Origin of the sequence: Castellaniella daejeonensis (assembly GCF_039523555.1) — a bacterium.
Taxonomy (GTDB): domain Bacteria; phylum Pseudomonadota; class Gammaproteobacteria; order Burkholderiales; family Burkholderiaceae_B; genus Castellaniella; species Castellaniella daejeonensis.
This window is the reverse complement of record NZ_BAAAFN010000004.1, coordinates 74204-97649: the sequence shown is the minus strand read 5'-3', so window position 1 is coordinate 97649 and position 23446 is coordinate 74204. Positions and strand designations below refer to the sequence as shown.

Annotated in this window: 20 protein-coding genes and 1 pseudogene; all 21 read right to left on the bottom strand. The window is 67.7% G+C overall.

Features of this window, described 5'->3' with window-relative positions:
- Window positions 1–11: 11 nt before the first annotated feature.
- The 21 genes and pseudogenes from ABD022_RS00695 to ABD022_RS00595 all read right to left on the bottom strand — a co-directional run bounded on the left by ABD022_RS00695 (window position 12) and on the right by ABD022_RS00595 (window position 23400).
- Window positions 12–872, bottom strand: a complete 861-nt coding sequence (locus tag ABD022_RS00695; RefSeq protein WP_325125578.1) for an isocitrate lyase/PEP mutase family protein — start codon at window positions 870–872, stop codon at window positions 12–14.
- A gap of 9 nt (window positions 873–881) precedes the next feature.
- Window positions 882–2294 carry an FAD-dependent oxidoreductase gene (locus tag ABD022_RS00690; protein ID WP_325125580.1) on the bottom strand — a complete coding sequence of 471 codons (1413 nt, stop codon included), beginning with the start codon at window positions 2292–2294 and terminating at the stop codon, window positions 882–884.
- Window positions 2291–2899 (bottom strand): cysteine hydrolase family protein, encoded by a 609-nt coding sequence (locus ABD022_RS00685; RefSeq protein ID WP_325125582.1) that lies wholly within the window; start codon window positions 2897–2899, stop codon window positions 2291–2293. Before ABD022_RS00685 ends, ABD022_RS00690 begins: the two co-directional genes overlap by 4 nt.
- 10 nt (window positions 2900–2909) lie before the next feature.
- Window positions 2910–4958 (bottom strand): hydantoinase/oxoprolinase family protein, encoded by a 2049-nt coding sequence (locus tag ABD022_RS00680; protein WP_325125584.1) that lies wholly within the window; start codon window positions 4956–4958, stop codon window positions 2910–2912.
- Window positions 4955–6625, bottom strand: coding sequence for a hydantoinase B/oxoprolinase family protein (locus tag ABD022_RS00675; RefSeq protein ID WP_325125586.1), 1671 nt, complete (start codon window positions 6623–6625; stop codon window positions 4955–4957). The genes ABD022_RS00680 and ABD022_RS00675 overlap by 4 nt, the downstream gene beginning before the upstream one ends.
- A gap of 9 nt (window positions 6626–6634) precedes the next feature.
- Window positions 6635–7135 (bottom strand): LeuD/DmdB family oxidoreductase small subunit, encoded by a 501-nt coding sequence (locus ABD022_RS00670; RefSeq protein WP_325125588.1) that lies wholly within the window; start codon window positions 7133–7135, stop codon window positions 6635–6637.
- On the bottom strand, window positions 7132–8400 hold the full coding sequence (locus ABD022_RS00665; protein ID WP_325125590.1) for a 3-isopropylmalate dehydratase large subunit: 1269 nt from the start codon (window positions 8398–8400) through the stop codon (window positions 7132–7134). The genes ABD022_RS00670 and ABD022_RS00665 overlap by 4 nt, the downstream gene beginning before the upstream one ends.
- Window positions 8401–8402: 2 nt before the next feature.
- A complete protein-coding gene (locus ABD022_RS00660; protein WP_325125592.1) occupies window positions 8403–9113 on the bottom strand; it encodes an ABC transporter ATP-binding protein in 711 nt (236 codons plus the stop codon).
- Window positions 9110–9865, bottom strand: a complete 756-nt coding sequence (locus ABD022_RS00655; protein ID WP_325125594.1) for an ABC transporter ATP-binding protein — start codon at window positions 9863–9865, stop codon at window positions 9110–9112. The genes ABD022_RS00660 and ABD022_RS00655 overlap by 4 nt, the downstream gene beginning before the upstream one ends.
- Window positions 9858–10829 (bottom strand): branched-chain amino acid ABC transporter permease, encoded by a 972-nt coding sequence (locus tag ABD022_RS00650; RefSeq protein WP_325125596.1) that lies wholly within the window; start codon window positions 10827–10829, stop codon window positions 9858–9860. Before ABD022_RS00650 ends, ABD022_RS00655 begins: the two co-directional genes overlap by 8 nt.
- Before the next feature lie 3 nt (window positions 10830–10832).
- Window positions 10833–11705, bottom strand: coding sequence for a branched-chain amino acid ABC transporter permease (locus ABD022_RS00645; RefSeq protein ID WP_325125598.1), 873 nt, complete (start codon window positions 11703–11705; stop codon window positions 10833–10835).
- Window positions 11706–11713: 8 nt separating this feature from the next.
- Window positions 11714–12919 (bottom strand): ABC transporter substrate-binding protein, encoded by a 1206-nt coding sequence (locus ABD022_RS00640; protein ID WP_325125600.1) that lies wholly within the window; start codon window positions 12917–12919, stop codon window positions 11714–11716.
- Between the two features lie 18 nt (window positions 12920–12937).
- Complete coding sequence (locus tag ABD022_RS00635; RefSeq protein WP_325125602.1) at window positions 12938–13735, bottom strand: GntR family transcriptional regulator; 798 nt, start codon at window positions 13733–13735, stop codon at window positions 12938–12940.
- A gap of 100 nt (window positions 13736–13835) precedes the next feature.
- The gene (locus ABD022_RS00630; RefSeq protein WP_343819729.1) at window positions 13836–14963 is read right to left on the bottom strand and encodes a glycosyltransferase family 4 protein; all 1128 of its coding nucleotides are present in this window, start codon (window positions 14961–14963) and stop codon (window positions 13836–13838) included.
- 234 nt (window positions 14964–15197) lie between these two features.
- Window positions 15198–16259: pseudogene (locus ABD022_RS00625) on the bottom strand (glycosyltransferase); the annotation flags it as partial.
- 35 nt (window positions 16260–16294) lie between these two features.
- The gene (locus ABD022_RS00620; RefSeq protein WP_325125604.1) at window positions 16295–17443 is read right to left on the bottom strand and encodes a glycosyltransferase family 4 protein; all 1149 of its coding nucleotides are present in this window, start codon (window positions 17441–17443) and stop codon (window positions 16295–16297) included.
- A gap of 1 nt (window position 17444) precedes the next feature.
- The gene (locus ABD022_RS00615) at window positions 17445–18569 is read right to left on the bottom strand and encodes a glycosyltransferase family 4 protein (RefSeq protein ID WP_343819537.1); all 1125 of its coding nucleotides are present in this window, start codon (window positions 18567–18569) and stop codon (window positions 17445–17447) included.
- Window positions 18566–19912 (bottom strand): murein biosynthesis integral membrane protein MurJ, encoded by a 1347-nt coding sequence (gene murJ / locus ABD022_RS00610; protein WP_343819727.1) that lies wholly within the window; start codon window positions 19910–19912, stop codon window positions 18566–18568. The genes ABD022_RS00615 and murJ overlap by 4 nt, the downstream gene beginning before the upstream one ends.
- Before the next feature lie 52 nt (window positions 19913–19964).
- The gene (locus ABD022_RS00605) at window positions 19965–20990 is read right to left on the bottom strand and encodes an SDR family oxidoreductase (RefSeq protein ID WP_325125608.1); all 1026 of its coding nucleotides are present in this window, start codon (window positions 20988–20990) and stop codon (window positions 19965–19967) included.
- A 9-nt stretch (window positions 20991–20999) separates the two neighbouring features.
- Window positions 21000–22274: a Vi polysaccharide biosynthesis UDP-N-acetylglucosamine C-6 dehydrogenase TviB gene (tviB, locus tag ABD022_RS00600; protein WP_343819535.1), complete on the bottom strand. Its 1275-nt coding sequence runs from the start codon at window positions 22272–22274 to the stop codon at window positions 21000–21002.
- A 43-nt stretch (window positions 22275–22317) separates the two neighbouring features.
- Window positions 22318–23400 carry an MraY family glycosyltransferase gene (locus ABD022_RS00595; RefSeq protein WP_325125752.1) on the bottom strand — a complete coding sequence of 361 codons (1083 nt, stop codon included), beginning with the start codon at window positions 23398–23400 and terminating at the stop codon, window positions 22318–22320.
- Window positions 23401–23446 lie beyond the last annotated feature (46 nt).

The window sequence follows — 23446 nt, the reverse complement described above, 5'->3', positions numbered from 1 at the left end:
GGAATTTCGAATCAACCGCCGTATCGCCGCCCCTGCTCCAGCAGATCGGGGGTGCCGATCACCGCATTCAGGCCGTCGAAATCCAGCATCCTGTCCTTCCAGGACAAGGTCGAGCCCAGGCGGCGCAGACTGCCGTAGTAGTCCTGCAGGGTATGCGCCACCGCCCGCGCCGTGCCCCCTGGGAAGATGACGATGCGAAACCCGAACTCCGCCAGCGCCTCGACTCCTTGCACGGGCGTCTTGCCCCCTTCGACCATGTTCGCCAGCAGCGGCACGCGATGCGCAAGACGTTCGCAGGCCACCCGCATCTGCTCGGGCGTACGCAGGGCTTCGACGAACAGCGCGTCGGCCCCGGCTTCGAGATAGGCTTCGGCACGGTCCAGCGCGGCCTCCAGGCCCTCCGGTGCCAGCGCATCGGTGCGCGCCAGGATCAGGGTCGACGGATCGGTCCGGGCATCCAGGGCCGCATGCAATTTGCCCAGCATCTCGGCAACGGGAATGACGCCCTTCCCGTCCAGATGACCGCAGCGTTTGGGAAAGGTCTGGTCTTCCAGCTGGATCATCGCCGCGCCCGCCCGCTCGAAACCGCGCACGGTACGCTGCGTGTTGAGCGCATTGCCGAATCCCGTATCGGCATCCACGATCACGGGCGTCCGAACCCGGTCGGTGATGCGGGCCAGCAGGCTTTCGACTTCGGTGTAGGTGGTCAGCCCGACATCCGAGCGCCCAAGCTGCGTGTAAGCGATCGATGCGCCCGAGAGATACAGGGCATCGAAGCCGGCCTGTTCGGCCAGCAAGGCCGACAGGACATCGTAGACGCCGGGCGCCAGGACGGTCCCGTCTGCCAGCCGGGTCTTCAAGATCTGTTTCATTTCTGATTCCTAATCCGCTGCCGGGACGAGCGCCCGCCCTATCTGCGCAGCGGCAGTCGCCGCCGCGATGTAGCCGCCCGCCACGGCACTGAGCAGGCCATTGCCGGACAGATAGCCCGAGACGTCGTTCCCGGACACCCCCCGGGCGGCGCCTCCCGCAGCCAGAAGATTCGGGAAGGGGAGACCGGCCTCGTTCAGGACGCGGCACTGCGCGTCGATATCCAGGCCGCCCTGGGTATGGAACAGCGCGCCGGTGACCTTGACGGCGTAGTACGGTGCCTGCAAGGCCCGCTCGAATACACGGCCATGTGTGTCCACCGCACCTGGGCCGATCCCGTCCAGGGTGCGGCCCAGCGCATCCACGTCACATCCGATCACCGCCGCAAGCTCGGCGGGTCCGGCACAGGTCTTCACGGCATGATTCGATTCGGCCAGCGCAAAATCGGGGAATCCGGACACCAGACTCCGGGCCTGCTCATCGAACACATCCCAGGCGACGGAGCCGGGCTGCGCCAGCACCTGCACGGCCGCCTCGGAATAGCCGCGCGTCTCGTCATGAAAACGCCGTCCTTCCCGATTGATCTGCACGCCGCCGCCCATCATCACGGCCCATGAAATCAGCACCCCCAGGGGCGTGGCCCAGGACCCGTGCCCCTGATAGGCGCCCAGGTCTGCCAGGCGCGCCCCGAGCTGCAGGCCCCATTCGACGGCACTGCCATCATTGCCTGCGTGGCCGCCATACACGGCCTGGCGCATGGCCGGCAAGTATCGGCGCACCATGTCCGGGTTGCCGCCGAACCCGTTGCAAGCCAGGATCAGCACGTCGCAGGCAATGACTTCCGTCGTGCCATCCGGACGTTCGCAGACGGCCGCCACAACCCGATCGCGGGCATCCACCAGAATCTCCGCCACCCGCGCGGAAGTCAGCAGATAGGCCCCCGCCTCGGTGGCGGCGCGTGTCAGGGCGGCGACCAGCGCCGCGCCGCTGCGCTCGGGCAAGGTGTGCATGCGGTGGGCGGCATGGCCCGGATACAGGAAGCCATCCAGCACCTCGAACACCAGGCCGTGGCGTCCCAGATCATCCATGGCTGGCGCAATGGCCCGCGTATAGGCCTGCACCAGATGCTGCGCGGCGGTGCCGTGAGCCTTGGCCTGGATGTCTGCCGCAAAGCGCCGCGGATCGTCGTCGATGCCCAGGGCGCGCTGCACCGCGGTACCTGCAGCGGGAATGAAGCCCGAGGACAATGCAGTCGACCCGCTGGGCGTCCCGTCGCGCTCGATCAGCACGGTCTCGATACCGGCTTCTGCCAGGCGCAATGCCGCGGTCAGCCCACAGGCGCCGGCGCCGACAATCGCAACCTGTACGTGCATCGCATCCGGGCCCGGCGCCACGCCGCGACGGACGATGGGTTTCCCGCTCATCGCCGCATCCCATCCAGCAGATCCCGGCACGTCACGATATCGGCGACGGTCTTCAGATCCGCCAACGCGGCATCGTGCATGGCCGGCGTAGGTGCGGCACAGCCGTCGGCCAGCACCGTCACATGGTAATCGCGCATATGGGCATCACGCACCGTACTGGCGACACCGCCATTGGTCACGATGCCGGCGACGATCAGGCGGGTGATGCCGGCGCGTCGCAATACCCAGTCCAGCTGCGTATTGAAAAAGGCCGAATAGGCCACTTTCCAGACCGACACGTCGATCAGGCCGTCGAATTCCGCCACATTGGCGTGCCCGGCCGAACCGGCGGCAAAGTCACCCTTGGACAGGAAAGGGCGCAGCCGCTTCAGGTGCGGCGAAATCATGGGCTCGCCCTGTGCATCCGGCCACAGCGTGAACTGGCTGGCGGCCACGAAGCCGCCCCCCGCCTTGATCGCGCGCGCCACCGGCGCCACCCTGGCGGGCAGGGCACGCGCCTGCGGGCTGACCGCGCCGCCGCGATCATAGGCGCCCCCAGGGACCAGGAAATCATTCTGCAGGTCGACCACGATCAGCGCCGTGCCGCGGATATCCAATGAACTCATGACCCAGCCCCTATGATCCGATGCGCGAAATCAGCAGATTGCCCAGGCCATCCACCCGGCCGGAAAACCCCGGTTCGATCCAGATGGTGGTATCCGCCTGTTCGAGAATCGCGGGACCGTCCACGCGGGCATCCACCGGCAGTTCCAGGCGGGCGTAGCGCACCGCATCGTGCCATTGCCCGGCATGGAACACAGCCTGCGTGCCCAGGGTAGCCGGCATGCGGGTGCCCTTGGGGGCCAGCAGCGTCAGGTCGAATTTGGGACGCCGGCCGATGCGCGCATAGCGCAAATTGAGAATGCGGACCGGAATGCCGCTCAGGCTGCGGCCAAAGGCCGCGCAGTAGGCCCGATCGAAAGCAGCGGCAATCCCGGCGCGGTTCAGTTCGGCACGGGCGACCTCGACGCGCACGGTATGGCTCTGGCCGACGTACAGCATATCCAGCTCGATGCTTTCATGCACACCCTCGAAAGCCACGCGGGCGGAATCCAGGCGGGCCTGGCAGGCCCGGACCAACTCATCGACACGGGCCAGCAAGTCTTCGACGTCCAGGGCGTCCAGCGAGACGTTCAGCGTCTGCACCCCGTCATGGCGCATGTCGGCCATGACGCAACCCAGCGCCGACGTCACGCCGGGGAAACGCGGAATGATGCCGTGAGCGGCACCGACCTCGCTCATCATCGCGCACACATGCAGGGCACCGCCGCCGCCGAAAGGCATGTAGGCGAACTTGCGCGGATCGTGCCCACGCTCGATGGACACCAGCCGGATGGCGCCCGCCATCTTGGCATTCGCCACCGTCAGGATGGCCTCTGCGGCCGCATGGACGTCCAGCCCCAGCGGCCGGGCGACGTGCTCCTCGATCGCGGCCCGCGCAAGCGCGACGTCCATCCGCGCCAGCAGCCCCCCGCCCAGCGGCCGATCGGCAGCGATGCGGCCCAGCAGCACATTGGCATCCGTGACCGTGGGGCGGGTATTGCCGCGCCCGTAGCAGGCGGGGCCGGGAATGCTGCCTGCCGATTCGGGGCCGACCTGCAGCAGGCCGCCCGCATCCACGCTGGCGATGGAACCACCGCCGGCACCGATGGTCTCGATCTGGATCATCGGCGCGCGCACCACCATGCCGAAGTCGATGGACGTCTGCGCCGCCAGGGAGGCTTCACCCGCCGCCACCAACGACACATCGAACGACGTGCCGCCCATGTCGCCGGTGACCACGTCCGGGAAACCCGCAGCGCGCGCGATGGCAGCGCAGGCGATCACTCCGGCGGCCGGACCCGACAGCGCCGTGCGCACAGGCAACGCGCAAGCCGTCTCGCGCGACATCACACCGCCATTGCTTTGCACGACCAGCAGTTCGCCGCCGAAACCATGGCCCTGCAGGTCGGCTTCGAGCCGGTTCAGGTAATTGCCCACCACCGGCTGCAGCGTGGCGTTCAGCACCGCCGTGGAACAGCGCTCGAATTCGCGGATTTCGGGCAACACCTCGGAGGCGGCCGTGACGTGCTCATTGGGCCAGATCGCACGCACTCGCGCGACAGCACGCGCCTCGTTGACCGGGTTGGCATAGGCATTGATGAAGAACACGCAAACGGCATCGCAGCCCTGCTCCATCAGGGCGCGCGCCGCCGCGTCGACCTGGTCCAGATCCACGGGCGTATGCACCGTGCCGTCGGCCAGCACGCGTTCGTCGACCTCCAGGCGCAGGTCGCGCGACACGATGGGCTGATAATTGCCGCGCAGCCCCCAGGTCTGGGGCCGGTCGCGGCGCCGCATTTCCAGCACGTCGCGAAACCCGGCGGACGTGATGATGCCGGTACGCGCCACCTTGCGCTCAAGCAGCGCATTGGTGCCCACCGTCGTGCCGTGCACGATGGAAGAAATCTCCTGCACACCGCCATCGATCCGCGCGATGCCATCCATGAAGCCTCGCGCCTCTTCACCACGCGTGGACGGCACCTTGACGACCTGCACAGAGCTGCTGTCTTCATCCAGCACGAACAGATCCGTGAACGTGCCGCCCACATCCACTCCAACCACCAGGCCTCGTACAGCACTCATGCCGACCGCTCCTTCAAACCCTCGTTCACATACCCCATGCGGCAATCCCGCTCACGCGCTGCCGCCGTGCGCCTGTCCGGCGGCCCATAGCCGCCGCCGCCCGGTGTCTCCAGGCGCACCCGGTCGCCCCGCCGCAACTGGATGCCCAGCATCTTCGAAGTCATCGGCGGAGTCCGCCACGTACCATCCTGCTGATAGCGGAATACGTTCAACGCCGCCGGCCCGCCGCCTGCGATGCCCTTGGGCGCGCTGCAGCCGCGCTCGCCGAACACGAACGCTTCGGCCTGCTCTTCAAGCAGTTCGATTTCATAGATCGCGCCCAGACCGCCGCGATACTGGCCGTCGCCCGCCGAATCCGGCCGCAACGCCCATTGCGTGAAACGCACGGGATAGGCAGCTTCCAGGATTTCCAGGGGCGGAATGGTCGCGGTCGAGATCGGCGCATTGCCATGACTCAGCCCATCGCCGTCGGAATGGCCGCCGTGGCCGCCGCCGAAGAAACTGAACATCACCCAACGCTGGCCTGCACGGCCGGCATCGGTGCGATGACCGGCGATGGACAATGCGTTGATGGTGCCGTAGGCCTGCGCCATCGCACGTTCCGGCGCAGCCTGGGCCATCGCGCAGAACACAACGTCGATCATCCGCAGGATGGTTTCGGTGTAGCCCCCCACCGGGCGCGGACGGTCCGCTGAAATCACCGACCCGGCCGGCAGTTCCACGTCCACCGCGTCCAGCACGCCGGCATTGGCCGGCACATCCGGGAAAAGATGCTTCAGTGCGACATAGCAGGCCGCAATCGCCGTGGAGCGGGAAATGTTCACCGGCCCGGCACAGGCCGGCGATGTGCCCGAGAAGTCCAGCGACAGACGGTCTCCGGCGACTTTCATGCGCAGGGCAATGCGCAGCGGTTCGTTTCGCACGCCGTCGTTGTCCAGCATGTCCTCGAACGCGTATTCCCCGTCCGGCAGCCGGGCAATATGCTGGCGCATCAGGCGGCGCGCACGTTCGCGCAGCGTGTCCAGCGATTCCAGCACGACGGCATCGCCGTACTCGTCGAGCAGACCGTCCAGACGGCGCGCCCCCAGATCCAGGGCGGCCAGTTGTCCGTTCAGATCGCCCCAGAGGCTGTCGGGCAGGCGCGTGTTGGCCTTCAGGATGGCCAGCACGTCGAGATCCAGCACACCGGCGCGCATGATCCGCACAGGCGGGATCTGCACCGCCTCCTGCCAGCACTCTGTCGCGGCGGGATTGTAGTTGCCGGGCACGGCACCGCCGACATCATGCCAGTGCGCCGCCGAGGCCAGGAAGCAGAACAAGGCGCCGTCACGGAAGACAGGCCGCACCAGCTTGAAGTCATTGGCGTGCGTCCCACCCTCGTAGGGATCATTGAACAGCCAGACGTCGCCCTCGGCCATGCCGCCGCGCTCGGCAGCCGCAGCTGCGGCTGCCTTGACGGCGAACGCCATGGCGCCAACGAACACCGGCAGGCCCGACTTGCCCTGGATCAGGGTCGCGCCGGTCTGCGCGTCGTACATCCCGTGACATGCGTCATGGGCTTCGGCGATGATGGGATTGAACGCGCTGCGATACAGCGTCGCGTCCATTTCATCGGCAATCTGTTCCAGGCGTCCCTTCAGGACGGCCAGGGTGACGGGATCCAGCATGGTGATTTCCTAAGAGGTGTGACGCTGTTTCAATACATTCAGCAACCCGCCGGCGCGCACCATGTCCAGGAGAAACGGGGGCACGGGCTCGCAGGCCAGCTCGGAAGGACCGGGACCCGTGCGGCTGATCCGCCCGCTGGCGGGATCCAGGCGGATGCATTCGCCCTCGGCCATGACCTCGGCCCGTGCGCACGTCAGCAGCAGCAGGCCTACGTTGAACGCATTGCGGAAGAACAATCCATTGAAGGACGGGGCGATCACGGCAGCCACGCCGAGGCGGGCCAGGGCCAGTGCCGCTTGTTCGCGCGAAGAGCCGATGCCGAAGTTCGGACCCGCCACCAGCACGTCGCCCGGTCTGACCTGGCCGGCAAACTCGGGACGCACCCGCTGCAGGCAATGCCGCATGATTTCTTCGATGCCGAACTTCATGTAGGCGCCGGGCGCCAGCGCGTCGGTATCGATATCCGCGCCCACCCTCCAGACGCGGTGCGTGTCGGCCTGATCGCTCATGACAGGAACTCCCGTGGATCGCTGATGCGGCCGCGCACTGCCGAGGCCGCCGCGGTATAGGGGGAAGAGAGGAACACCTGCGCAGTCTCCGAGCCCATGCGGCCCTTGAAGTTCCGCGCAGTGGTGGAAATGACGTTGGCACCGTCCGGGATCGAGCCCCCATAGCCCGCGCACGCGCCGCAGGCCGTGGGAAACATTTCGCCGCCCGCATCCCGCAAGGCCTGGATGAGCCCTTCCCGCTCGGCCTGTTCCTGGTCCTGCCGGCTGGCCGGCGCCACGATCAGCCGCAGGCCATCGGCGACGCGACGGCCCTTCAGGATGCTGGCCGCCGCGCGCAGGTCCTCGAGTTTGGCACCCGTGCAGGCGCCGATATAGGCCACCTGGACCGGCGTGCCGGCGTACTGATCCACATCCCGCGCATTGGCGGGGCTATGCGGCGCAGCCACCTGCGGCGCCAGCACACCCGCATCGAACTCGTGCCGCTCGGCATCCGCCCCGGCATCGCTCTGCCAGTGCGGGAGATCGAATGGCTGCGTCACGCCAGCGAGGCGCAGATAGTCGACCGTGATTTCATCCGGCGCGATCAGGCCCACTTGAGCGCCGAATTCGGCGCTCATGTTCGAGAGCGTCATCCGTTCCTGCATCGGCAGGGCGCGCACTGCCTCGCCGCAGAACTCCACAGCCTGATAGCGGCCGCCATTCATGCCGTGGCGACCGATCATGTGCAGCATCATGTCCTTGGCGGTGACGCCAGCGGACAGGCGGCCGCTCCAGTGCATCATCAGGGTCCTGGGCACCTTGACCCAGATATGCCCGGTCACCGCCACTCCCAGCATTTCCGTGCTGCCGATGCCGAACATGTACGCGCCGAAGGCACCGCCCGTGGGAGAGTGCGAATCCCCGCCCACACAGAACATGCCGGGGCGGATATGGCCATGCTGCGGCACCACGACGTGGGAGATCCCGACGGAATCGTAGACATTGGGCAGTCGCTGTTCGGCCGCCCAGTCGCGGGCGATCCGGACGATCCGGCGCGACTCGTCATCCGACTCCGGGACATAGTGATCGATGACCAGGACGATCCTGGACTTGTCCCACAGAGGCATGCCAAGCTCTTCCAGCATGGGCTGCAGTCGCCGGGGTCCGCTGGAGTCGTGGAACATCGCCAGGTCTACCGCGCAGGTCACGATCTCGCCTTCGGTGACCGCCGTCCGCCCGCAGGCGGCGGCGATCAGTTTCTGCGCCAGTGTTTGCGGCTGATTCATCGTCACACCCCCAGGTACGCGCGGCGCACGTCGTCGCTGGCAAGCAAGTCCGGGCAGGCGCCGCTATGGCGCACCATGCCGTTTTCCAGGACGTAGGCGCGCTGGCCGATTTCCAGTGACTGGGCCACGTTCTGCTCCACCAGCAGGATCGACAGGCCATCGCCATGCAGCCGCAGGATCAGGCCGAACAGTTCCTCGACCATCAGCGGCGACAGGCCCAGAGAAGGTTCGTCCAGGATCAGCAGCCGGGGTTCGGCCATCAGCCCCCGGCCGATGGCCAGCATCTGCTGCTCGCCGCCGGACATCGTGCCGGCCAATTGCATCAAGCGCTCACGCAGCCGCGGGAAGATGTCCAGCACCTTCTCGAGGTTGGCGGCACGCCTCGCGCGTGCCCGGGCGAACGACCCCAGTTCCAGGTTCTCCCGCACGCTCAGGTTGGGAAACACGCGCCGGCCTTCCGGCACCTGGATCAACCCGGCCCGCACCACGTCGCGATAATGGCGGCCCGTCAGATCCTGCCCATCGAAACGCACTGTCCCTTCCCGGCGGCGGCACAGGCCGCACAGCGTATTGTTCAGGGTCGACTTGCCCGCTCCATTGCTGCCAAGGAGCACGACGATCTCGCCCGCATTCACCGTCAGGTCGACGCCATGCAGGACTTCCACCGGCCCGTACCCCGAACGCAAACCCTCGACTTCCAGCAATGCGCTCATCCCCGCGCTCCCCGGGCGGCCAGCCGGGCCGCGGCGCCATGGCCCAGGTAGGCCTCGACCACCCCTGGATCACGCGTCACTTCGGAGGGAGGACCCGAGGCAATCAGACACCCCTGCGCAAGGACCCAGACCTGTTCGGCCAGGCTCATCACGGCACGCATCACGTGCTCGATCATCAGAACGGTGACGCCCTCATCAACCAGATTCCTCACCACGGGAATCATCTCCTCTATTTCGCTCGGATTGAGCCCCGCAAGCACCTCGTCAAGCAACAGCAGGCGCGGCCGGGTTGCCAGGGCACGGGCCAGTTCCAGACGCTTGCGGCCGGCCACCGTCAGATCCGCCGCGGGCTTGTCGAGCACGGCACCCAGATTGACGCGGACGGCAACGGATTCCGCCAGCGCCAGTGCTTCCCGGCGATCGGCCAGGCGCAAGTGCGCGCCCACCGCGATGTTCTGGCGCACCGTCTGCGCGCCAAACGGCTGCACGACCTGGAACGTCCGGGTCAGACCCAGCCTGGCGGACTCATGAGGCGCATGTCCCGTGATGTTCCGTCCCAGGAAATGCACGGAGCCGGAATCGGGTTTCAGGAACCCGGACAGCAACGCAAACAATGTGGTCTTGCCCGCGCCGTTGGGACCGACCAGGGCGGTGAGGGATCCCTGCGGCACATCCAGGCTCACGTCCTGCACCGCCTTCAGGCCCCCGAAGGCAACCGACAGATTGCGTGCTTGCAACAAGGCTTCAGACACGGATGCGCTCCTTGAAACCGAACCGGCGCCCCAGGGAGCGGCCGACGCCGCTGATGCCGCGCGGCAGGAACATCACGATGATGACCAGCACCACGCCGTAGATCACCATGCTGATGCCCGGGAGCTCCCCGAACAGGTTGCGGGTCAGCTCGGCCAGCACATGCAGAACCAGCGCACCCAGCAGAGGCCCCCACAAGGTTCCCAGGCCGCCCACGATGGCCCCCACCAGCGCCTCGACAGAAATGGCCGGGCCGAACACGATGCCCGGATCGATGTACTGGAACACCTGCACGTAGAACGCGCCGGCGACGCTCATGAAGGCGGCGGACAGCGCGATCCCGCCCAGTTTGATGCGCAAGGGATTCACGCCAATGGCGCGGGCGGCGTCCTCGTTGTCGCGCACTGCCTGCAGATAGGCGCCGAAACGGGAATGTCGCAGCCAGGCGGTGACCACCAGCGCAAGCCCGACGAACGCCAGCAGCAGATAGATATAGCCCCGGCGCGATCCGAACTGCATGTTGGACAGGCCTTCATGCAGCGGGACCATGAGCCCCATCCCGCCGCCGGTAAAGGCCACCGACCCCGCCAGAATGCGGAATACTTCGGCGAAGGCCAGCGTGACCAGCGCGAAATACGACCCCCTGAGCCCGTAGCGGAACGTCAGGCCGCCCATCCCCAGGCCGGCCAGCGCCCCCGCGGCGACGGACAGCGGCAAAACCAGCCAGGGGTTGAGCCCCATCGACAATTGCCCCAGGGCCTGCGTGTAGGCGCCCACGCCGAAGAACAGGGCATGCCCGAAAGACAGCTGACCGCCATAGCCGCCCAGGATGTTCCAGGCTTGCGCCAGGAGCCCGGCATAGAGCGCCATCATCACGAAAGTCAGCCACACGCCCGAATCGGCCAGTGCGGTCAATGCCAGCACCGCCGCTGCGAAGAGCGCGATCGCGCAGAGATCCCTTTTCATGGCTCAGCCCCTTGCCCCGAACAGCCCGCGGGGCCGGAACAGCAACACCGCGATGAAGATCGCGAAAATCCCCATCTGCCCCAGCGAGTCCCCCAGGAACAGGCCGCCGACGGATTCCACCACGCCGATCAGCAGGCCGCCGACCAGCGCACCGCCAAAACTGCCCATGCCGCCCAGCACCACGATGGTGAAGGCGATCAGCACAAAGCCACTGCCCACCTGAGGATTCACGTAGTAGGCCGGCAGAAGGAAGCAGGCCGCCGCCCCCAGGCAGGCCATGCCGATGCCGAACGACAGCGCATAGACTTTCTCCACGTCGATGCCCATCAGCCGCGCGCCCTGTTTCTCATGGGCAACTGCCCGGATCGCACGGCCCAGGTCGGTACTGCGGATGACCCAGAACAAAATGGCGGCGACCGCCAATGCACCACAAAACGCAATGACCTTGGGCAGCGCGATCATGGCCGGGCCGATCGCCACCGTCGACAGGGCATAGGACGTGTCGATGGTGCGCGTATCGGACTTGAACCAGACCAGGGCCAGGTTCTCCAGGACAATGGCCAGGCCGAGTGTCACCAGCAGGATGTTCTCGTCCTTGCCATTGCCGGCCCGATTGATGACGAGCCACTGCAGCCCATAGCCCAGCGCGAACATCCCGGCCACCACCAGCGGCAGGGCCGCGTAGGGATCGATGCCCAGGCGATCCTTGAGCAGATACACGGCGTACAGAGCCACCATCAGCGCCGCTCCATGGGCGAAATTGATGATGTGCAGCACGCCGTAGATCAGGGTCAGGCCCAGAGCGATCAGGGCATAGACGGCGCCGGTCGTGAGCCCGTTGAGCACCGAGGAGAAGAGGATGGTGGAATCCAGCATGCTGTCGTTCAGGTCATCAGGGGAAAGACGGCGTCGGTCTGGCGGTAGTCCGCGGGGAAAATCACCTTGATGTCGTTGTCGAGCACCTGCGTCATCAGGGGCTGGGCGCCGGTATTCTGCCCATTGACGAAATGGGTGGGGCCATAGGGCATGAAATGTTCATTGAACGTGCTCGAAGCCAGCGCCTCGATGATCGCGGCGCGATCGGCGGACTTGGCCCGCTCCAGGGCATCGGCCAGCAGCAGCACCGAGGTATAGGTCATGAAGACCTCGTAACTGAAGTAGGCCCCCTTCCCTTCCACCCGGGCCTTGAGCGGTGCCACGCGCGCATCCTTGGGATTGAACCAGTGGTTGCAATCGATGATGCCGTTGGCGATGTCCGGGAACTCCTTCACGAACTTGTAGCTGGAGGCGGCGCCTCCCAGCACCGAATAGATCGCCTTGGGCTGGACCTTCTGCTGCCTCATGGCCCGCAGCAGCAGGGCGTATTCGTTGTAATAGTTGGCCGGAATCACGATATCGGGGTTCGCCGATTTCATGCGCAGCACGATATTGTTGAAGTCCCTGGTGGGATTCGGATGCTTGAGCACGTCCACCACCTCGAATCCATGCTGCGGCAACGATTTGGACAGGAGGGCCGCCGTGCCGGTGCCAAAAAGCGAATCCTCATGGACGATCATCACGGTCTTGGCCGGCTTGCCCGCGGCATTGTTCAGGGCGGCCAGGTCGGTGATCGCGCGTTCACTGCATATGCGGTAGCCGGGACCGAAACGGAACGTATTCGTCAGACCGCGTTCGACGATCTGGTCGGCCACGCCCACATCCACGACGTGAGGCAGGCCGTACTTGGCGGCGGTCTGCGTCGTGGCCAGGCAGATCGCCGATGCATACGCACCCACAATGGCCGACACGCCTTCCTGGTTCATTTTTTCCACTTCGGCCGAACCGGCCTCCGGTCGGGACTGCGCATCGCCCAGAATGGCCGCCAGGGGAGCGCCGCCCAGGGACTTGATGCCTCCAGCCTGATTGACGTCATCGATGGCCAGCAGCGCACCCAGCCGGCATTGCTGCCCGGAATAGGCCAGCGCTCCCGTCACCGGATGAAGCACCCCGACTTTCACCGGCGCGGCGGATTGGGCGCGAACGATCCAGGGAGAGGACAGCATCGCCGCCGCGGCGGCGGATTGACACAGAAAAGTACGACGCGAGCTCATGGAAAGCCTCCGAAGGAGTCAATGAAATTGGGCCGTTAGCTCTTCGCTGACCCAGACCTTGGCGTCGATGCTGCCGACGCGTGACAGTTGCAATTGATACTGATAGCGATCCGGCCGGTACAAACCCAACAGCAGCTGCACGGGCCGGTCCTCCGTGTCATGAACGACCCGTGTCACCGACAACAGCGCCGAGCCCAGGGACACATCCAGGTAATGGGCGATCTGCGCATCGGCCAGGCGTGCGGAAATGGTCTGCGTCGCACCGCCGAACTCCACGCCGGCGGACTCCAGCAGCATCAGCATCGGCTCGCGCTCCAGATCCTCGCGGGTGAAATCGGCCACAGCCTGCGGCACATAGGTGGTGATGTAGGAAAGCGGGCCGGCGTCGGTGCTGCGCACCCGCAGGCTCTTGTACACGGGCGCACCGATGTCGATGCGCAGCGCCTCGGCCACGGAGGGCGATGCGCTGACCAGTGCGCTGTCGAGCACCTGCACCGAGGTGCGCCGCCCCATGTTGACGATGTTTTCCAGCAGCCCCGTCAGATGTGCCTTCTGCGGCTTGCCGGCCGCCGCCATGCCATCGGCCCGGGCCTTGCCGCGCACTGGCCAGGTCCCCAGGCCAGGCCGGCGCGACACCAGACCATCGGCCACCAGCATTTCCATCGCCTTGCGGATCGTGATGCGGGCCACCTTGAACTGATCGGCAAGCGCATGCTCGCCAGGCACGCCATCCTGGTCGAAACGCCCTTCCTGCAGCTGTTCGCGCAGGATGAGGTAGATCTGGTGATACTTCGGCAGTGGCAAAGAGGTTCCCATGCAGGAAACTCTAAGGATGTCCTAATGTATCGTCAATGGAACAAATAGCCGCCAGAGCTGTCCCATCGGGAAAACACTGATCCGATATCAACTACTGCTTTCAGCGCCCCGCAAGGTCCCGGTACACATCCAGATGCGCGCGAACGATCCGGTCCAGGCCGAAGTCGCGCTCCGCCAATGCCCGTCCCGCGGCGCCCATGCGGGCCCGCCGGTTTTCGTCTCCGGCCAGGGACGCGACCGCATCGGCCAGCGCGCGCGAATCCCGGGGCGGCACCAGCACACCGCTGACTCCGGGCTCGATCGCGTCCCGGCAGCCCGGCACGTCCGTGGTCACCACCGGCCGGCCGCAGGCGGCCGCCTCGATCAGGGACTTGGGCAGGCCTTCGCGATAGGACGGCAGCGTCACGATGTGCGCCTGCGCGTAGAAGCCGGCGACATCCGCGCATTCGCCCACGTACTCGATCGCCCCTTCGGCCCGCCAGGCGTCCAGTTCACTGGCCGTCACCGACGCCGGATTCTCGGGATCCAGGCTGCCGGCCAGGCGCCAGCGCAGCCCCTCGCCGCGTGCCGCGGACAGCCGCGCCGCCTCGACGAATTCCCGCACGCCCTTGTCATGCAGCAGCCTGCTGGCCATGGCAACGGTCACGGGCCCTTCCGGCCAGGGCGCGGGCGCGAACCGGTCCAGATCGACGCCCGATCCCCGCAGCAGCACCGCCTGGCCGGGGCGCACCGCGCCGGCCCGTTCCAGCATGTCGCGGTCGGCGTCGTTCTGGAAGATCACCCGGCTGTTCGGATGGCCCAGGGCCAACCGGTACAGGACCAGGGCCAGGTGCCGCAGCACGCCGCGCAGCCCGGAGCCCTGGATGAACACGTAGCCGAGACCGGAGATCGCCGCGACGTAGGCGGGCACCCCCGCCAATCGGGCGGCGATGCCTCCGTAAAGCACGGACTTGAGGGTGACGGCATGCACCAGGCCGGGCCGCACCCGGCGGAACAGGCGCCAGATCGCCCACAGGCTGCGGGCTTCGGTCCAGGGCCGCATGCTGGTGCGCGACAGGGGCAGGACATGATGCGTCAGGCCCAGCGACTCGATCTGCGCCACTGCCGGGCCGCCCATGGAAGCGACGTGCACCTCGTAGCCCGCATCCCGGGCAGCCAGCGCGACCGGCAGCCGGTGCGACACCAGGAACGCCGGGTTGGTGATGAAGAACAGCAAGCGAGGCGCCAAACTGGCCGATGCCGCAGCCGCCTCGTCCGGAGCCGGGGATGCCGCCACGTCTGCGGGAAAACGCCCCCGCCCCGCTCCGGCCGTCGGGAAATCGGCGGCCAGCCGACGCCAGACCGTTTCGTAGCGGGCCACCATGGCCCCCAGGCTGTAGCGCCGCTCGACGGACGCCCGGGCCTCGTCGCGCCGCGCCGGCCAGCCGGCGTCACGCACGGCCGTCACCGCATCCCCGATGGCGCCCGCCAGGGCCACGGCGTCGCCCGGCGGCACGACCCAGCCGTGCTCGCCCACGATATCGGCCGCGTCGCCCACATCGGTCACGACACAAGCCACGCCGGATGCCATGGCCTCGGAGACCACGTTGGGGAAACCTTCGGCCTTGCTCGAAAGCACGTGGATGTCCAGCGCCCGCATCAGTTCCGGCACATCGTCGCGGCGCCCCAGAAAGATCAGGTGGTCCAGGAGGCCATAGTGCCGCGCCATGGCGATCAGCTCGGCATTGTCGCGCGACATGCCCAGCCCGATCAGCACGCAGCGCAGGTCCGGATGGGTGCGCACGCTCAGGGCCAGGGCCGCCATCAGGTTGCCGTGGTCCTTCAGGGGGTTCCAGCGCGCCACGCTGCCCAGCAGCGGCGCGCCCTGGGGCACGCCCCAGCGGGCACGCAGCTCGGCGGCACCCGACGCGTCCGGATGCCAGACGTCCAGGTCGTAGCCGTTGGGCACCACCAGGACACGGTCGGCACGGTATCCCCAGGCCCGGTGGACCTCGGCCGCCTTGCGCGCGCAGGCCACGATGACCCCCGGCACCCAGGCCGATACCCGCGCGCAGGCCCAGGCCGCGATGCGGGAAGAACGGCTGCTTTCGCCCAGGCTGACGCCCGAATTGCGGATGCCCCAGGCCACGGCGCGGATACCGGCCAGGCGCGCCACCAGGCCCGCGATCAGATCAGCGTGGTACATCCAGGTCTGCACCACGTCGGGACGGCGCGCGCGCAGCAGGCGGTACAGCCGCCACAGGCCGCGGACGTTCCCCGTCCAGCCCTGCATGTCCAGGCAGATCACCTCGATGCCGGCCTCGCGCAGGCGCGCGCCCATGACGCCTTCGCCCCGCATGGACACCACCGTATGCCGGACGGTGCCGCCGGGCGCCGTGACCAGGCGGTACAGCACGGTTTCGGCGCCGCCGTGCAGCAGCCCCGAAATCACGTGCACGACCTGCAGGGGCGCACGATTTTCCGGCGACTGCGTGCCGCCGGCCGGCTGGTGAGCAGCGGGCAGGCCCGCTTCGTTTCCGTTCATGAAATGTCCTCGACCATCAGGTCCATCGCGGCTTTTCAGGGTGCCGGACTGGGTGCGTTGCTGCTCCGGTCCTGGAAGCCGATCGTCCCGTCCGCATCCGTCCAGGCATCATCCCAGGCCCGCAGGACGGCGTCCAGCCCGTAGCGGGCCCGCACCGATTCGGCGGCGGCCCGGCCCCGGGCCTGGCGTTCGGCGGTGCCTGCGCGCATGACCCGCAACAAGGCCTGCCCCAGGGCCGCTTCGTCGCCCAGGGGCACCAGATCGGCCAGACGGCCGCCCAGCGTCAATTCCGATGGCCCCGATGGGCAATCCGTGGCCACGCAAGGCAGGCCCAGGGCCATGGCCTCGAGCAGCGCATTCGGGAATCCCTCGACGCGCGAATTCAGCACGAAGGCATGCGCCCTGGCCAGATCGTCCCAGGGCGTCCGGCTGAAGCCGGGCAGCAGGATGCGGGACTCCAGGCCCAGTTCCCGGACGCGCCGCAGGCAGGCCTCGCGCTGCGGACCGTCGCCCCAGATGCACAGGTCCCAGTCCGGGCACTGCGGGGCGAGCGCTGCGAAGCATTCGATCAGCCGGTCGAACTGCTTGACGGGATTGAACCGCCCCAGCGCCGCCAGCACGCGGCGTTCGCCCGCAGGCTCTGCCTGGCGGCACGCCGGCAACCCGTCGGGCAGCGGGTTGGGTATCACCGCAATGCGTCGCACACCCGGCGCAACCTGCAGCAGGTGGTGCGCGCTGCGCCGGGTCTGCACGGCGACGCGGCGAGCCCAGGGATAGGTCAGGCGCCGCAGCCGGCGCAGGGCCGGCTCCAGATTGACGCTGTGGGCCGGATCGGTGCGTTCGCCGACGACGATCGGCAGGTCCAGGCCGCGCAGGGCGAGCAGCGCCGTCACGTTGACGTTGGTCAGGAAGGACAGCACCCGGTCGGGCCTGCATTCCCGCGCCAGGCACCGCAGGGCGGCGAACTTGGCCAGGGGGCGCAGCCAGGCCGGGCCGCGCACCCGGTCGGCCAGCCACAGCAGGCGCACGGCCGGGTCCAGGGCCTGGTCGCAGCGGCCACGGCCGGAATAGCAGCACACCAGGATGACTTCGTCGCCGCGCCGCGCCCAGGCATTGGCCAGCGTGGCGGCCACGCGCTCGGCCCCGCCCCCATGCATGGAACTGACTAGGAACAGGAGCCGCATGTCAGCCGACCCTCCGGCCCTGGAACACCTGCTCCCAGAGCGCCATGATGCGCGCGGTGCTGAAGCGGTCGCGCGCGTCGACCGCGCGGCCGGCCAGCCGGGCCCGCAGGGCGGGATCGGCCATCAGCGCCGCCAGCCTGGCGGCCAGGGCGTCCGGATCGTCGATCGGCCGGACCAGCACGCCGTCCAGGCCTTCGCGAATGATCTCACGGGGGCCGGTGTCGCAATCGGTGGCCACGCACGGCAGCCCGCTGGCCATGGCCTCGATCAGGGTGTTGGATAGTCCTTCGGCCTGGGAACTGAGCACATACAGGTCCGAGGCGGCGTACCAGGCCGCCATGTTGCCGACGCGCCCCGGCAGGCTGACGCGATCGCCCAGGCCCAGCTCGTCGCGCAAGGATTCCAGCCCGGCGCGCTGCTCGCCTTCGCCCAGGATGGTCAGGTCCCAGTCGGGGAAAGGCGCCGCCAGCTGGGCGAAGGCCCGCAACAGGCCGTCGAATCCCTTGACCGGATGCAGGCGGCCCACGGCCAGCAGCCGGCGGCGCCCGGGCGCGCGCGGCGGCTCCAGCACGGGTTCGCCGTCGACCAGTGGCCAGCGCACGGCATTGGGGATGACCTGGGCGCGCACGCCGGGCAGGTGCTCGTCGAGCCATTGCGCCGTCCCCCGGGTCAGGGCGATGACCGCGTCCGCGCGCGGATAGGTCCAGCGGCGCAGCCGTTCCCAGAATGCCGGCAGCGGCAGGCTGGGCGGATGTGCATGCTCGGTGGCGATCACGCGGCTGCGCCCCCGGGCGGCCAGCACCGCCAGCACCGAACCCCGGGTCATCATGCCCAGCACGATGGTGGGCCGATGGCGCTGCACCAGCCGGCGCAGCGCCAGGATCCGCAGCAGGTTGCCCCACAGGGCGCCCAAGGGACCCGCGCTGTCTCCGGCCAGCCCCAGGGCGTGGCGCCGCACGCCTTCCGGAAGCGGATAGGCGTCGTGGCTGGCATCCGTCTGGGTCACGATCATCACCTGGCAACCGCGCGCCTGCCAGCCGGCGGCCAGGTCCACGGCCACGCGCTCGGCGCCGCCGCCCCGCAGCGAATGGATCACGATCATCAGGTCGATCCGGTCGGCGGTCATGCGGGCTCCTTCCCGGGTTGCACGTGCCAGGCCAGGACCAGGTAGCAGGCATAGGACAGGGCGTACATCAGGGCGGTCGCCAGCATGATGCCCGCCGCACCCATGGACGGCGCGAGCACGGTGTTCATCCAGGCCTTGAGGCCGAAATTCAGAACGGCGATCGCCGCCATCCAGCCGTAGCGGTTCTGGCTGGCCAGCAACTGCACCAGGATCAGCACGCCGAAATAGAACGGCAGCTGGAGCATGCCCCAGCGCAGCACGTGGGCCACGGCGACCGTATCCTGCGCCGTGAAGGCGCCGCGTTCGAACAGCAGCGACACCAGCCAGGGGGCCAGCCACCAGCCGGCCAGCACGGCGGCCGCGCCGATCGCCAGCAGGGCGAACGACCATTTCAGCGCCATGGCGCGGGCGTGCGCCGCGTCCCCCCGCGCCTGGATGTCGGCCAGCACCGGCAGGGCCGCACGGCCGACCGAGGCGGCCCCCAGCCCGATCATCAGCGACAGCAGCCGCGCCGCGTAGCCCAGGGTCGCGTTGGCATTGGCGCCCAGCCCGGCGGCCGTGTACTGGTCGATCGGGCCGACGAAACTCATGGCCAGCTGGCCGACCAGCATGATGCCCGCTGCGGCAGCCAGGCTGGACCACTGCGGCGCATGCCGGCTCAGGCGCGGCCGCACCGGCACGCGGTCCGCGCGCCGCGCCAGGAGATCCTGCCACACGGCCTGGACGGCATAGCCCAGCAGGGTGCCCCAGAGCAGCGGCAGGATTCCGGCATCCGCGGGCGCGGCCAGCACGCAGACCAGGATCGCCAGGGCCGGCACGCTGTCGAGCAGCGTATTGATGTGGCGTTCGTGCGCTCTCAGGCGCGCCGCGCCCAGACCCGTCCAGATCGTGAAGAAGGCGGCCGGCGCGAACCCCAGGATCAGCAGCAGGCTCATGTCGCGGACTGCGGGCGACAGGTCCTGCCCCGCCACGTCCAGAACCATTGGCCAGGCCAGCCCCAGCAGGATGGCCGCCGCGACGCCCAGCGCCCAGGCCCAGGCCTGCAGTTCGCCCAGGAAACGGCCGTGCTGGGCGGACTCGCCCTGGCGGCTGCGCACCAGGGCCGGGATCAGCACCACGGAACAGGCGCCGACCAGCGTCACCGGCAGCCAGTTGGCGATCGTGAGGGTGAACTGGTAGGCATCCACCGCATCGCTGACGCCGTAGCGGTAGGCCACCGCCATTTCCTTGACGGCGCCCACTGCCTTGCCCATCAGCAGAAAGAAGGCCACGCGGGCCGCTCCCAGGGCGATGCGGCGGTGATCGGCGTGCAGGCCCGCCAGCCGGCGCTTCAGCGGCGCGATCACGACCAGAACCTGCCCGCCAAGGAGATCGCGTCGGACCCGCGCGCCATCGTCAGCTCAGGAACTGGACGTACCAGGGCATGGCGACCTCCAGGCCCCGCAGGATGTCGAACTGCGGATCGTAGCCCAGCAGGGTGCGTGCCTTGGCGATGTCGGCCTGCGAATGGCGCACGTCGCCCGCGCGGAAATCGGCATGGCGGGGGGGGCGCGCATAAGCCACGCCGTTGCGCCCCAGGATGTCGCTCAGGTACCCGAACAGCTGGTTGAGCGACGTGCGGGCATTGAAGGCGACGTTGTAGACCTGGTTGACGCCTTCGGGGCCGGCCAGGGACGCCAGCACATTGGCCTGGACGACGTTGTCGATGTAGCAGAAGTCGCGGCTGGTCTCGCCGTCGCCGTTGATCACGACCTCCTGGTCGCGGATCATCGACGACACCCACTTCGGGATCACGGCCGCATAGGCGCCGTCCGGATCCTGGCGCCGCCCGAAGACGTTGAAATAACGCAGGCCGACGGACTTGAAGCCATAGGCGCGGGCAAAGACGTCGGCGTACAGTTCGTTGACGTACTTGGTGACCGCGTAGGGCGACAGCGGCTTGCCGATCTGATCCTCGACCTTGGGCAGGCCGGGATGGTCGCCGTAGGTGGAACTGGATGCCGCATAGACGAAGGACTCGACCTGGGCGTCGCGCGCGGCCACCAGCATGTTGAGCTGGCCGCCGACGTTGACCGCGTTGCTGGTGATCGGGTCGTGCAGCGAGCGCGGAACTGAACCCAGCGCCGCCTGGTGCAGCACATGGCGCACGCCCTTGACCGCCTGCCGGCAGGTGTCCAGGTCGCGGATGTCGCCTTCGATGAAGCGGAAGCGCGCCCACCGCGCGGGACCGACCCGGGATTCGACCTCGTCCAGGTTGCGCTGGTAGCCGGTGGAGAAATTGTCCAGGCCGACGACGGTCTGGTCCATTTCCAGCAGCGCTTCCAGCAGATTGGAACCGATGAAGCCGGCGCAGCCCGTCACCAGCCAGGTGCGTGGTTGCGCCCGAAGTTCGGTCAGGACGGTTTCATAGCGAGAAGTCATGCCGCAGCCTCAGAGACGCAGGTCGGACTCGCCGGCGGCGAGCACGTATTTCAGGTCGTACAGCACGTGTTCGGGCTTGCCCAGCGCGCGCAATGCGGCGGCGCCCATGGCGGCGAACTGCTCGTGCGCCACCGCGATGATGATGCCGTCGTAGGCACCCACTTCGGGCTTGGCCACCGGCGTGAGGCCGTATTCATGCTGCGCCTCGGCCGCATCGACCCAGGGATCGTAGACGTCGACGTCGATGCTGTATTCACCCAGCTCGCGCACGATGTCCACGACGCGGGTATTGCGCAGGTCGGGGCAGTTTTCCTTGAACGTCAGGCCCATCACCAGCACGCGCGAACCCTGCACCTGGATGCGGCGCTTGGTCATGGCCTTGACCAGCTGGGACACCACGTAGCTGCCCATGGAATCGTTCAGACGGCGGCCGGCCAGGATGATTTCCGGGTGGTAGCCGATGGACTGCGCCTTGTGGGTCAGGTAGTACGGATCGACGCCGATGCAGTGCCCGCCGACCAGGCCGGGACGGAAAGGCAGGAAGTTCCATTTGGTGCCCGCCGCCTGGAGCACGTCCAGCGTGTCGATGCCGAGGCGGTTGAAGATCAGGGCCAGCTCGTTGATCAGGGCGATGTTCACATCGCGCTGGGTGTTCTCGATGACCTTGGCGGCTTCGGCGACCTTGATCGAGGGCGCCTTGTGCGTGCCCGCCGTGATGATCTGGCGGTACAGCTCGTCGACCAGGTCGGCGACTTCGGGCGTGGACCCGGAGGTGACCTTGCGGATGGAGGAGACGCGGTGCTGCTTGTCGCCCGGATTGATGCGCTCGGGACTGTAGCCCGCGTAGAAATCGACGTTGAACTTCAGCCCGGAAATGCGCTCGAGCACAGGCACGCAGACTTCTTCGGTGGCGCCGGGATAGACCGTGGATTCGTAGATGACGATGTCGCCGCGCTTGAGGACGCGGCCGATGGTTTCGCTGGCGCGCTCCAGGGGCGTCAGGTCGGGCTGCTTGTACTCGTCGATGGGCGTGGGAACGGTCACGATGAACACATTCGCGGCGGCCAGCTCGGCCGGATCCGACGAATAGCGCAGGTGCGTGGCCTGGGCCAGTTCCGGGCCGTCGACTTCCAGGGTATGGTCACGTCCGGCGCGCAATTCCTCGATGCGTCGCGTGTTGATGTCGAAACCCAGCACATCGCGGTGCTTGCCGAATTCGACTGCAAGCGGCAGGCCCACGTATCCCAGACCGACGACGGCCAGACGGACGTCCTGAATGTTCATTTGGTTCTCCCCGGCATGTATGCCGATTTGACAATGTGGAATTTTAATCGCGTCGCACGCCGCGCCCCAAGGAGGGCAGCAGCAGCCAGCGCGGCCTGCGCCAGGTGACGAGGCGGATGTACAGCCAGATATAGACCCCGGCAAAGACCGCCATGCTGAAGCACAGCACCCAGGCGTTGTCCCACCAGAGCGTCGCGGGCACCAGCCCGATCAGGGCCAGCACCCACAGATAGGGCGAAGTCATGGCGTTGCACAATGCCGGCAGCGCATGGCGGCGGTCGCGGCTGAAGGTGATGCGCACCAGGCGGCGGAACACCAGCTGGTGCAGGTGGAGCGCGTCGGGCTGGTCGACCGGCACGCCGCGCTTGAACTTGCGGCGCCAGATGGAAAACAGGGTCTCGAAGACCGGGTAGAACAGCACCGCCAGCGCATAGAAGGGCGATACCCCCGGGTTGCGCACCACCAGCTGCACGGCCAGCTCGGCCAGCATGAAGCCGACGAAATACGCCCCGCCGTCGCCCAGGAAAACCCGGCCGAAGGGGAAGTTCCAGACCAGGAAACCCAGCGTCGCCGAAGCCAGGGACGTGGCGATGAGAAAGATGGGGATGTCCTGGACCTGCCAGGCGACCAGGGCGAGCGACACCGCCATCAGGGTGGCGATCATGCCCGCCAGGCCGTTCATGCCGTCGATGATGTTCAGGGCGTGCGTGCAACCGCCGACCGCCACCATGGTGAACAGCAGCGAGATGATCGGCCAGGATGACAGCAGCGCGTCGGCCCACGACAGCCCCACGCGCGAGACGCCGCCCAGCAGCCACCACGCAATGGCGGCCGACACGAAGGCCGCCAGCAGGCGCTTGCCGGAACCGATGTCCTTGGTGATGTCTTCGAGCAGCCCGGCCACGAACACGGGCAGCGCGGAAACGAACAACGCCGGCCACAGCCAGGTCAGGGTCATGTTGCTGGGCCCCAGCACCAGCAAGCCAGCCAGACTGCCGGCCACCACGGCCAGACCGCCCACCCGGGGCGCCGCGCGGGAATGCATGGCCTGCGGCTTGTGCATGTCCGTGTCGCCGGTGAGGCGGCCATGCCAGCGCTCCGACACGACAATCAGGCCGCCGACCATGAAGGCCACGATCCCGATGATGGGCCAGCTGAGCGTGGCGGACAGA

Coding starts and splice junctions, on each gene's coding strand:
- ABD022_RS00675 (WP_325125586.1), bottom strand. CDS start 6,625: ATGCTGGATCCCGTCACCCTGGCCGTCCTGAAGGGACGCCTGGAACAG.
- ABD022_RS00650 (WP_325125596.1), bottom strand. CDS start 10,829: ATGAAAAGGGATCTCTGCGCGATCGCGCTCTTCGCAGCGGCGGTGCTG.
- ABD022_RS00605 (WP_325125608.1), bottom strand. CDS start 20,990: ATGACTTCTCGCTATGAAACCGTCCTGACCGAACTTCGGGCGCAACCA.
- ABD022_RS00695 (WP_325125578.1), bottom strand. CDS start 872: ATGAAACAGATCTTGAAGACCCGGCTGGCAGACGGGACCGTCCTGGCG.
- ABD022_RS00665 (WP_325125590.1), bottom strand. CDS start 8,400: ATGAATCAGCCGCAAACACTGGCGCAGAAACTGATCGCCGCCGCCTGC.
- ABD022_RS00635 (WP_325125602.1), bottom strand. CDS start 13,735: ATGGGAACCTCTTTGCCACTGCCGAAGTATCACCAGATCTACCTCATC.
- ABD022_RS00685 (WP_325125582.1), bottom strand. CDS start 2,899: ATGAGTTCATTGGATATCCGCGGCACGGCGCTGATCGTGGTCGACCTG.
- ABD022_RS00660 (WP_325125592.1), bottom strand. CDS start 9,113: ATGAGCGCATTGCTGGAAGTCGAGGGTTTGCGTTCGGGGTACGGGCCG.
- ABD022_RS00595 (WP_325125752.1), bottom strand. CDS start 23,400: ATGGTCGGCGGCCTGATTGTCGTGTCGGAGCGCTGGCATGGCCGCCTC.
- ABD022_RS00615 (WP_343819537.1), bottom strand. CDS start 18,569: ATGACCGCCGACCGGATCGACCTGATGATCGTGATCCATTCGCTGCGG.
- ABD022_RS00670 (WP_325125588.1), bottom strand. CDS start 7,135: ATGAGCGATCAGGCCGACACGCACCGCGTCTGGAGGGTGGGCGCGGAT.
- ABD022_RS00640 (WP_325125600.1), bottom strand. CDS start 12,919: ATGAGCTCGCGTCGTACTTTTCTGTGTCAATCCGCCGCCGCGGCGGCG.
- ABD022_RS00680 (WP_325125584.1), bottom strand. CDS start 4,958: ATGAGTGCTGTACGAGGCCTGGTGGTTGGAGTGGATGTGGGCGGCACG.
- ABD022_RS00645 (WP_325125598.1), bottom strand. CDS start 11,705: ATGCTGGATTCCACCATCCTCTTCTCCTCGGTGCTCAACGGGCTCACG.
- tviB (WP_343819535.1), bottom strand. CDS start 22,274: ATGAACATTCAGGACGTCCGTCTGGCCGTCGTCGGTCTGGGATACGTG.
- ABD022_RS00690 (WP_325125580.1), bottom strand. CDS start 2,294: ATGAGCGGGAAACCCATCGTCCGTCGCGGCGTGGCGCCGGGCCCGGAT.
- ABD022_RS00620 (WP_325125604.1), bottom strand. CDS start 17,443: ATGCGGCTCCTGTTCCTAGTCAGTTCCATGCATGGGGGCGGGGCCGAG.